Annotated in this window: 8 protein-coding genes; all 8 read right to left on the reverse strand. The window is 40.7% G+C overall.

The features are described from left to right. Positions 1-195: 195 nt before the first annotated feature. A complete protein-coding gene (locus I2I33_RS19830) occupies positions 196-2,811 on the reverse strand; it encodes a UvrD-helicase domain-containing protein (RefSeq protein WP_195666885.1) in 2,616 nt (871 codons plus the stop codon). Positions 2,812-2,825: 14 nt separating this feature from the next. After that, positions 2,826-3,371, reverse strand: a complete 546-nt coding sequence (locus I2I33_RS19835) for a hypothetical protein (protein WP_229128398.1) — start codon at positions 3,369-3,371, stop codon at positions 2,826-2,828. Between the two features lie 198 nt (positions 3,372-3,569). Then, entirely contained in the window at positions 3,570-4,148 is a 579-nt protein-coding gene (locus tag I2I33_RS19840; protein WP_022391180.1) for a hypothetical protein, read from the reverse strand. Between the two features lie 324 nt (positions 4,149-4,472). Then, the gene (gene mobV / locus I2I33_RS19845; protein ID WP_195666887.1) at positions 4,473-5,807 is read right to left on the reverse strand and encodes a MobV family relaxase; all 1,335 of its coding nucleotides are present in this window, start codon (positions 5,805-5,807) and stop codon (positions 4,473-4,475) included. A 158-nt stretch (positions 5,808-5,965) separates the two neighbouring features. Next, complete coding sequence (locus I2I33_RS19850; RefSeq protein ID WP_195666888.1) at positions 5,966-6,961, reverse strand: toprim domain-containing protein; 996 nt, start codon at positions 6,959-6,961, stop codon at positions 5,966-5,968. Between the two features lie 251 nt (positions 6,962-7,212). Further along, positions 7,213-8,454, reverse strand: a complete 1,242-nt coding sequence (locus I2I33_RS19855; protein ID WP_195666889.1) for a primase-helicase family protein — start codon at positions 8,452-8,454, stop codon at positions 7,213-7,215. 239 nt (positions 8,455-8,693) lie between these two features. Continuing rightward, complete coding sequence (locus I2I33_RS19860; RefSeq protein ID WP_195666890.1) at positions 8,694-9,056, reverse strand: hypothetical protein; 363 nt, start codon at positions 9,054-9,056, stop codon at positions 8,694-8,696. A gap of 3 nt (positions 9,057-9,059) precedes the next feature. Further along, the gene (locus I2I33_RS19865) at positions 9,060-10,283 is read right to left on the reverse strand and encodes a site-specific integrase (protein ID WP_195666891.1); all 1,224 of its coding nucleotides are present in this window, start codon (positions 10,281-10,283) and stop codon (positions 9,060-9,062) included. Positions 10,284-10,549 lie beyond the last annotated feature (266 nt).

Raw genomic sequence — 10,549 nt, forward strand, 5'->3', positions numbered from 1 at the left:
TAACTTTTGCAAGAAAAGATAACTCGCTTAGAATAAATCGGTTGGTCGGATTGTTTGAAAATTGGGTAACGAGATAGCAACCGTTCGTATTTCTGAGTTCTTCATTGTTATGCTCCTATGTGATAACTCTTGATACTGCAAAGGTAATAGAATTATTCGATACAAGCAATGTCGTACCATAAAAAACGATGGTAGTTATTGTTTAAGCTTATTCAATCGCATAACGATAGATGTTTGGCTTCGGCCCATTTTTGCAGCAATGTATTTAATGCTCTTACCCTCGCTGTGTAATTTCAATAGAAATTGGTCTGCACCTCTCGTCCATCTTTTGTTAGCGTTGGGGTGCTTTACATAACTCTCTTCTGACACCTTTTCGGGGTGCAAGAACTCATCCACAAATACAGACGGAAAACGCTTATCGTATAATACAAGAGTTTTTATCTTAGCCCTTGTTATTGCAACATAGAATAATCTTCTTTCTTCTCCGTATGGGAATTGGTCGCTTTTAGTGAGTACATAGTTAAGCACAGGGTCGTCACTCACCTGTGATGGGAAACCGTATGTATCTTTATTGCATTGTAGGAGTATTACATAATCCGCTTCAAGACCTTTTGACTTATGTACGGTTAAAAACTCTATTTTTCGTCCTCCTATCACATAGTAGAATCTATTACTCTCTTTAATTGATTGGTACATAAAGGAGAGGTAGTAATCATCAAAAGAGTAACGCCCCAATAGGAATATTGATTTATCCGATGGAATAGAAGCAACAAGTTGCCCTATCGTATTGCAGTAATCTCGTCTATCATAAGCATAGAATTCCAATTCGGTTCTCATTTCTGAGCTGAACGAATGGATATTCTTTTGTATTTGGGCTTTATTGCGTTGTATAAAGTTCGACGATAAAGAAACCAAAGGCTCTCCAAACCTGTATGTAGTTTCAATCTTGTTTATCTCCGTTGCTCCAAAATATTCGGGGAATTGATTAAATAGAGCCATATCACTTCCCGAGAAACGATAAATAGATTGCCAATCATCACCCACACAATACAACTTTGCAGGAGGATTCCCCTCTCGCAATACTTTCAAGAAGTTGTAACGGTCAACTGAAATATCTTGAAACTCATCCACTATGATATAATCGTATTCAACAGGGTGTGAAGTCCGACATATCTCAGTGGCTTGAAGAATAGCATCGGTAAAATCAATTTGGTTACTATCGCTTAACGCATTTATGTAGCGTTCATACACAGGTTGAAATATATTCTTGATGATAAACACACTTCGTTCATCATCTGCATTTTTGGCTTGCTTTAAAACATCTTTGACTGATTTACAACTGGATTTCACCAATGTAACGAAAGTAACTACAAGACGAATAAACGCTTTTTCCTGCTTGCTACCTTTTGGCAACACCAAATCGTATAACTCTTCATCAGTTTTCTCTTGAATTGGCACACCTGCATCATCTAATAGTTTACGGAGTTTATCCCTAATATCAGAATAATGGAAATCTGCACTTGATGTTACTAAAAGTTGTGTACCAAATTTCTCGTGAGCAGTTTTCTTCCAAGTTATACCATCATTGTATTTCTGATTGGCTTCTTCGTAGGTTATACCCTTATCTTTTGCGAACCAAGCAGGAACAAGCCCGTGTTCATCAACTCCGAAATGTTCAAGATAGATGCGTTTGGTTACTCCTCCTTGCTCAAAATATATTGAGAAGTCGGGACGATATTGTGAGTGCATCTCATCTGCTAATTGATGTTCGTATGGTTCTTCATATCTGAACTTCACACCAAGTGAAGACAATACGAAACATATCTTTTGTTCCTGCTCGCTTCTTACATATATGGCTCTGCCGTCCATGTCGGGGAACATAGCCTTTAGCTGCACACTCTTTTGCTCTGATAATTGCTCTCGCCTTTCATTTTTGCGTTGTTCCCAATCTGCTTCATTCGTCTGGTAATCAATAAAGTATTCCACGATACTTTTCTTGAAAGACGATTTATCTAACAATTTGTGATATATATCTACAAACAATGAATCTGTATTGTCGCAAATAGATGGTTTTGTACCTGTCGTTTTGCCGATAATGTCAATAGCTAACTTATGAAATGTATAACCTTTCAATCCATTGGTTGCCATTCTTTCGGTGAGTTCGGCAGCAGCTTTATTAGTATAACTGATAAGTAAAATCCTTTCGGGAACTATACCTTTGATTTCGGTAAGATATTTAACCTTACCGACAATAGAAGAGGTTTTACCACTACCTGCACTGCTGACCACTAAACAATTATCCTCCTCAGAAACAATAGAGCGTCTTTGTTGCTTGTCTAATGGATATTTCAAGCAATGGTCGAAAAAGTCCTTGTGAGTGTCAAGTAGAAAGGTTATAACACCCTCATTATGCTGTTTAACAAGTTTGTTGATTCTTCCAAAGTCGCTAATGAATTTGGATATTGTTTCTGATGGAGTGATGTTAAAGGCTTCAAGTTTCTTCAGTAGAGAGTATGCCTCTTGGAAATGTGCCTTATAATGATTGATGAAATCTTTTTCTTGTGTTGTGGAGATTACTTTGCCATAAAAGCCATTGTTCAAATCTGAGGGAATGTCAATAAACACACCCTCATTACGAGCCGATAATCTCTCTCTTGCTTGCTCGTAATTTGATTTCTCGCTATATGAAGATATATGGTTTAGCTTTTCTGCAAGCTCTTTGGATTTGCTTTTTAGGCGTGTTCGTACCATCGCTATTATACCTACTGAAATAGCAATTATACAAATTACCAAAATAAACAATGCCTGCATATTGGAAGTAATATTTATCTGAATCTTTCAATCCATCTATAATCATCCCCCTTAGTACTCCACTGAAATTTCCACATATCCCCTGTATTATCGTTTATAAGATAGTATTGATACATGCTCGTCAGCGGCTGAATAGAGAATATACACCTTTCGTTATTTTCGACTAATTCGTATTTATTTATTGGAATACAAAATAGGTCGTCTAAATCTTGTGTACTATATTGAACTTGCCATAGTCGTCCATTATACGAGTCCAACAATATAAATGTCCACATGTTTTCAGTAGCAAACATCTGAAATCTATTAGTCCAATTTGACGACTTCTCAGGATATGCAAGAGAAAACATATTGATTGGTGCAGCAAACATGTAATCTTCACCCTTAACACTAAACTGAACTTGCCAATTTTTACCTGTATATGTATCAAGCATTATGAATGTCCACATATTTTGCGTTTCATAAAGACGAAATCGCCCTTCTTTATCTCCTAAAATTTCTCTCGCACTACAAATTTCCCAAGACTGACCATCATCTTGAATTTGTTGAACTTCACCTGTCATTGTATTTAAGCGAAGTTGATTATGATAGTTCCGAGTCTTATACATTTTGTAGACTTGAGCATATGATGTAGAAGCTATAACCATTAAGGCGAATAATACGAAAAGCTTTTTCATTATCTGTTATGTTATTATTTGACAATTAACGGATTGTATTTCTTAGTCATAATTGTACCAGACACTTTTTGAATAAATTGGATACTAAATATCCTCTAAATCTTTTTGAATTTTGGTTTCTACATTTTGAGAATCACGATAACGTATCATTACCATACCTTCATAGAAGCCAGAAGTCTTTTCTATTGACAGTTCTATGTCTCCACCTGTAACTTCCCATGCACTGCCCCATACAACCGTTCCTTGATGGACTTCTGCCATTAAAGCGGTATTGGAATCTGAATGGGCTGGGTTTTTCTCTTTTGATATAGTAGGATTGCCATATTTTCGGGTGTATAAATCTTTATAGTAGTTATAAGTATTAACAAGCGTATTCCATTCACCGCTTGGGTCAAATAACACAGCTACGGCAAATACACTTTTCCCGTCATCTGTGGCTGTTACACCTATCGTTGCATTACGACCTGTAAAGTCTCCCATGAACAATGCAAGATTGTTTTCACTACCAATAGAGGTAAATCCTTTAGCTTTTAATTTTTGACAAAATTCAGTCATACTTCCCTCGATGGGAATCCCCTTAAAAGTAAGATGTTCAGAACCACCTTGAGCATACGAAGTCAAAGCAATTAAAACAAATGCGAATGATACAATTAGCTTCTTCATAATTTGTTGTATTATATTTAATAAACATTTTAGTCCAACCTACAAAAAAGCGCGAACCACAATGCCACACTCTTACTTGAAGGTCGTAGGAAACCATAGATGCAGATGTAACAATAGCAGCCCACGCTATATGCGTGAGAACCACTATGCTATCCTTGCATCTAATTGAAAATTTCCTACGTTTTCAAGTACAAGATAAGCATAACGCTTCTTCTTTTTCTCATATGTCTTTGGATGGAGTTACCTCAATCCAACTGCAAAATTACAAAAAAGCCGTAATAATAAGCACACTATGGGCAAATTATTACGGCTAAGGGGTGCGTTTTATAGCTTCATTCCTCGATTTTGACTTCTTCTGCTTGTCGGCAACCCTAATGCTTCCATAAACTCATCTTTTTTGCGTCTGAACCAAGAGTGATGTGATACGCCATCGATTCTAAGGTCAAATCTTCCCTCTTTGTCCTCTTTGAGGGAGCAGACCGCACCATCGGTAGAAAACGATTGATTAAACATCGTTGAATAGAGTTTGCCTTTGACGGGGATTTCCTTGAAAGTGCACAATGCTTTGATAAGGTTGTCGTTGAATCCCATTTTCTCGCTGAGGTATTTAATCATCGGCATCAGCTTCTCCACATACGGGAAGTAACGCAGAATCTTGTCGATATACTCCGATTGTTTACGATGTTCCGCTTCGTATGATTGCTTGACCTCCTGTATCTGCTTTTGGTGTTCCACCTCCATTTGCTTGATGTTGGATTGCAGTTGCTCGATGGTCTCGTCTCGGATTGCTATCTCATCCCGTAAATCCTCATTCTTGCGTTCCAACGATTTCATCTTACCGCTACCGAAAAGAGAACCCACTCCGCTTGCAAGGGCTGTGGCAGCATCGGTAGCCACGCTTTTGAGTTTGTCGGTGCGTATCTCCGATTTCACCTGTTTGAGTTCTTGCTCGACTTCGGCTTTCTGTTCTTGCAGTCGCTTGGATTCCATTTCAAGAGTATCGTTCATCTTCTTCAATTCCCGATAATATTGCGTGGTGGTAGTGTGCCGAGCTTCGGATCCACGAACACCACGCTGCAATCCGTACTTCGCCATTACCTCGGCATAGCCATCGTGATATGAAATCAGCGTCTGACGGTTGAACAAATCATCAGCACACAAGCGGACTGCATTTGCTTTCTTGCGATATTTGCGTTTACCGTTGGCTTGTTCTTTCTTGGCTTTACGGCGTTCTCCCGTTACGATGGGTACAACCGATGCGTGGATGTGTGGTGTTTTCTCGTCCATATGAAGATGAGCCGAAACCACATTCTCCCAACCGAATGTATCGTACAGGTATCGTATGCTGTCTTGACACCATTCTCCGAGCTTGCCATTTTTGTAAATAGTCATCATATCCTCGTGTGTTCCCGACATTACGATACGGACAACTCTCACTTGGTCGTTGGTTATCTTCCGCTTGATACCTGCTGTTTTCAGTCGGTAGGCGATTGCCTCGTCCCTGCCATTCACTCCATCGGGATATGTAACCAACGCCATATTAAGATGCGTTCTTGTCGGGTCGGCATTGTGCGGTATTACTTTTCTCTCTATGTGGTCGGATTGTGTGGCATCCGATGTGCCTTTTGCTTTCTTTACATCAAATGTGAAATTTCCCATATTGCTTGATTTAGTGGTTTAACTTGATTGATTTTTGGTTGCTCTCTGCATTGGCTCACAGGGTTTCCAAAGGGCTTTCCCTTTGGCTCGATAGGGAGTTTTTAGCGTTACGATAGTAATGCGTTAAGAAAACGCCCTATTGAGCTATGGTATTTTTGCTAAATACCCTTGGAAAAGCGAGCGTGCCGATTATAGACCAATCCCTTTTTCTTCTTTGGTGGTGGATTATGCATCCGCCTTGCGGATTGGACTTGCGACTTTTTCTCTACTTGTTTTGTTTGGTTTTTGTGGCATAAATAGTCGTTCAAATCCTTATGTCCTGCGTAGTGATGCGACATATCTTGAAGTCTATTCCCGAACATCTTTTTCAGATTCTCATACGCTCTTTGCCCTGCTTGGTCGTTGTCGAGAAAACTACCTATTCGGGTATATGGGCGTAGAAGTTGCTCGGCTTTTGAGAGGTTGGTAACGGAGTTCAGCACCATATAATCCTGCTCCTCTGTGCGTGGCTCTTCGGGATTGTTATTCACTCGGATTGTGAGGAACGAGAGATAATCCATAAAGCCCTCGAAGAGATAGCACACATCTCGCTGCTCGCCCTGCTGTCGGATATGGGTAATATCCTTTGGGGCAAGACACCCTTTGAAATAGCGGTTGCGAAGTTCATAGCCACCAGAGATATTCGGGAAGCCGATAGCGAAGTATGGTTTGCTGTTATGCTCAAATCGCAACTCCTTACATTCTCTTTTGGCGAGTTCGATGTTTATTCCTCGTCCTTGCAGATAGTCGATGAGGGCAGGAGAAGATAACTCGCCAACCTTTATGTCCTCGAAACAATGATTAGAGGTTTGTTGCTTGCCAAAAGAGAATGATGCCAGGCGAATGTAGGGTGTTCGCTCTGCTATGCGTTCCAATAGATAGGCTACATTCTCGCTATGGTATAGTTCCGCTGCCAATGCAATGATGTTGCCACCCTTGCCGATACCGAAGTCATACCATTGGTTTAACTCGGTGTTTACCTTGAACGAAGCATCCGTTTCGTTCCTCAGCGGTGATTTATACCATAGGCTTTTACCTTGTTGCTTAATAGGTGTATAGCCCAAACTTTGCAGATAGTCTGCCAACTTGATTTGTTTTGCGTCTTGGATTGTCATATTACATACGGTTTTAATGTTGATGAAAATTTGTTGATTTGATGAATTGTTGATGTAATATGCTTATATACAGACTTGTAACAGCTCAACACATTCTCAACAAACCACTCACCAAAAGAGAAATCTACAATTTGGTGTGTGCTGTATCTCAACTTCTCTTTTGGCTTGTTGAGACTTTGTTGAGAGTGTATATTGTTTATTATCAGTGTGTTTATACTCATATTCAACAATTCAACAGAAAAATGATAGTATTACAAGGATTCAAGCTGCTCCCTTGTGATGGTGTAGTAGCGTCCCACTCTCCTTATCGGCTCATAGTGGCAACTTTGATTGTAGTTGCCTTGATAGGTGGTGTAGGTAAGCCCGTTGGGTGCAGGTGTCAGTTTCCAACACTCTTGCACCACTTTACGCACTTGATGTTTCTCTACCTTTACCTGCGAGTGCATCAACAGCACAATAAGGTCGTTAAGGCAGAATGAAACGCTATCCACATTCATAGTCGCCATTATGTCGAGCAGCAGCTCCGACATTTCAATCTCCAATCGGTTGCGGTTGCTTCGGATAATCCTCTGCAATGCTTCTGTATGCAACAACGAGGGGTTGAACCACATTCGGCTCTCCCTCTCGGTGGATAACTTTCGATTGGTGAGGAAATGGAGAAAAGCAGGTATCTCCGCTTTCAAGCGTTGCAAGAAATTGGTATCATCGGACTGCAAGCGGTTTATCTTGCGTACCCAATAGCGTGTTTCCCCTGCATCGATGATTACGGGCAGATACTCGTTGTTGGAGCATAGCACGAATTTGGCGAAGAATGCTATTTCATCACGGTCTTTGCCTTTGGCTTCTACCTTGTAGGATAGTGTGGTACTTAGATTCTTCAATCGTTCGCTGTCCTCCCTGCGGTTGAGCAGCACCTCATCGACCATAATAAGGAGTTTGCCAGCCCAATCGGAATTGAATTGACTGCGGAAATCCTCGTTGGTGTTGAATGTTACATTGTTCTGAAAGAGGACTTTCAGAAAATTGAGGAATGTGCTTTTGCCTGTATTGCGTTCCTCTGATACCAATAACAGGATTGGCAACTTCTGAACGGGTTGCAGATAGAGCAGTTGCAGATAGTCCATTCCCAACTTGTATTGTTCACCGAAGATATGCTCCACCAATGAACGGATAGAGGGGAAATCACCCTCTTGCGGTTGGTGGTCTATCGGCTCATAGAGGTTAAGGAACTTGCCGATTACAGGGCGATAGCCGATGTGTTCGGGTACGGTACAGAATCCGTCATACTTGGGAACGCTGCCGATGTAGTCCTTGCCATAGTCTTGGCGGAGCGTTTCATTGTTCCAGGGGATACGCTTCTTTACATATCCACCGCTCAGTCTCGGTTGCTCCACAATCTTGTAGAGCGTTGTTCCCACTCGGATAAATTCTTCTTTTGCCATACTGCCATCTGATGGCGGTTTATGGCTTGATGTTACTTTGTTAGCTTCCATTTTCAAATGCTTTTAAGTTCAAAAAATGTCAGCTACAAAAATATAAGTGATTGACGGATAAGTTGCTACGCAAATCATAGCAGAATAGTGAATAAAGTACTATGGGGATTGGAATTTGAGGGGTGCATAAACAAAACAAGTCCGAAAATAGGTCAAAAACCTATCTTCGGACTTACCTTGACTGACTAATCAGCCGATATGCAGACCAACCGACTTATCGACTTACCGATATGCCGATATTATGACATACCTATTGGAGAATTGGCAAGCGAAAAGAGATAACATACTTTCTCTTTTCGTCCGCATATCCTCTTTAACACCTCACTGCGTATCTTCTCTGCACCGTATGAGTTGATACGGAATGCAAGGGAGACAATCATATCTATATTATACAATGTTGCCCAATAGGTATATGGCATTACTTCGCAATGTTGCGTATGTTCCGCTATTACTCCGATTTTGTGTATGGCTTGGATTGCTGTCTTTAATGTGGGTGCTGCCACATCGAACAGCACCACAAGTTCAGCAAAAGACATCCATATATTGCCGTCGGGTATGTTCACATTGCCCGATTCGCTGATTGTTATAATTGCTCGTTCCATACCTTATGCCATTGTGGTGTTACCGAATGATTGATTAAGTTGGTTGCCGAACATCGTTAAATCCTTGTCGATTTTCTCGGTGGTAATCTTCGCATATAGCTGTGTTGTAACGATGTTCGTATGTCCTAAAACTCTACTTACACTCTCGATTGGCATACCTTTACTGAGGGCGAGGGTAGCGAATCCATGTCTTGAGCAGTGGAATGAAATGTCCTTGTCTATTCCACACTCTTTTATCATCTTTTTCAATGGTTTACAGATACTCCAATAGTTCAGATTGGGGAATACGAGTTTGTTCTCTTGGAATGGCTCGTATCGCTTGATAATCTGCAACGGAATATCCAACAACTTAACTTGGAAAGGTATTTTGGTTTTATGTCGCTTGGATAATATCCATTTCTCACCGTTAACCTCTACAATATCATCGGTGGTCAGCTCCTTAATATCCACGAATGACAAGGCTGTGAAACTTGCAAACACAAACAGGTCTCGGATATATGCCAACTTGCTATCCGTAAAATCGTGTGTCATCACCGCTTTTAATTCATCTTCGGTCAGAAACTCCCTCTCCTTAACATTGGGGCTTATGTGAAATTGAGCAAATGGGTTTCTCGGCATCAATCCGTTGTAATGGGCACGCATAACAACACCCTTGAGCCACATACAATTTGCCCAGATACTGCCATTCTGCAAACCTCTGTCTGTTGCGAGGAATACCGCAAACTCCTTGATAAAGTCAGGAGTCAGCTCAATCATAGACATATCGTTACGCTTGTAATTCGCCTTGATGAATGCTGCAACATGGTTTCTCGCCCGTACTCTTGACATATAAGTAGCCATCACTCGGTCTGTGCCTACACGCTTCTTGAATGTGGCATTATCCTTATCAAATGCTCCGAGCAGTGTTTCATACTCAGTTCCGATGCCTTGATAGGCATTGCGTACCATTTCGGCAGTTACATAGGCTTCTCTATCCGACAGGCGTTGGTAGTGTTTGATGATTTGAGCCTTGATGTTATCCAAAGCCAAATTGATGTCTCTCGATTCCTTACTCTTGCCTTTTGCTCGGTTGCCTTTCACATCCCATAGGTCTTTGTGGATGCTCTGCTTGCAACTGAATTGAGCCACAGAACCGTTGATTGTTACTCGTCCCATAATAGGAACAATACCGTTTTTCTCTTTGCTCCCGTTCACGTAGAACAGCACCTTAAATGTACTTCGCATAATCTAATCTTTTTTTTGGTTACAAAATTAGTTATCAGCGAGTTATACATTGATATGCAAACTAACGCAGAACGATGAAACGTGACGACACAAAGAAAAATCTCACTCATTTTCGGGTAACGATTAGGCAACCGTTCTATTTCATTGCCTTGCGTTTCTTTGCTAAATTACCATTTCCCGTATTTCCGAGATTTTCAGCGTAATGCGTTTATTATCAGTGCAAGATGCACTATTATTCCGATTTCGGTTGATTATTCCAGCCTTTTTTC

Origin of the sequence: Butyricimonas sp. BSD2780061689_150309_C8 (assembly GCF_015560935.1) — a bacterium.
In the GTDB taxonomy this organism is placed as follows: domain Bacteria; phylum Bacteroidota; class Bacteroidia; order Bacteroidales; family Marinifilaceae; genus Butyricimonas; species Butyricimonas paravirosa.

Bases quoted from the DNA above. Each gene is read 5' to 3' on its own strand.
- I2I33_RS19830 (WP_195666885.1), bottom strand. From the start codon at position 2,811: ATGCAGGCATTGTTTATTTTGGTAATTTGTATAATTGCTATTTCAGTA.
- I2I33_RS19835 (WP_229128398.1), bottom strand. From the start codon at position 3,371: ATGACAGGTGAAGTTCAACAAATTCAAGATGATGGTCAGTCTTGGGAA.
- I2I33_RS19840 (WP_022391180.1), bottom strand. From the start codon at position 4,148: ATGAAGAAGCTAATTGTATCATTCGCATTTGTTTTAATTGCTTTGACT.
- mobV (WP_195666887.1), bottom strand. From the start codon at position 5,807: ATGGGAAATTTCACATTTGATGTAAAGAAAGCAAAAGGCACATCGGAT.
- I2I33_RS19850 (WP_195666888.1), bottom strand. From the start codon at position 6,961: ATGACAATCCAAGACGCAAAACAAATCAAGTTGGCAGACTATCTGCAA.
- I2I33_RS19855 (WP_195666889.1), bottom strand. From the start codon at position 8,454: ATGGAAGCTAACAAAGTAACATCAAGCCATAAACCGCCATCAGATGGC.
- I2I33_RS19860 (WP_195666890.1), bottom strand. From the start codon at position 9,056: ATGGAACGAGCAATTATAACAATCAGCGAATCGGGCAATGTGAACATA.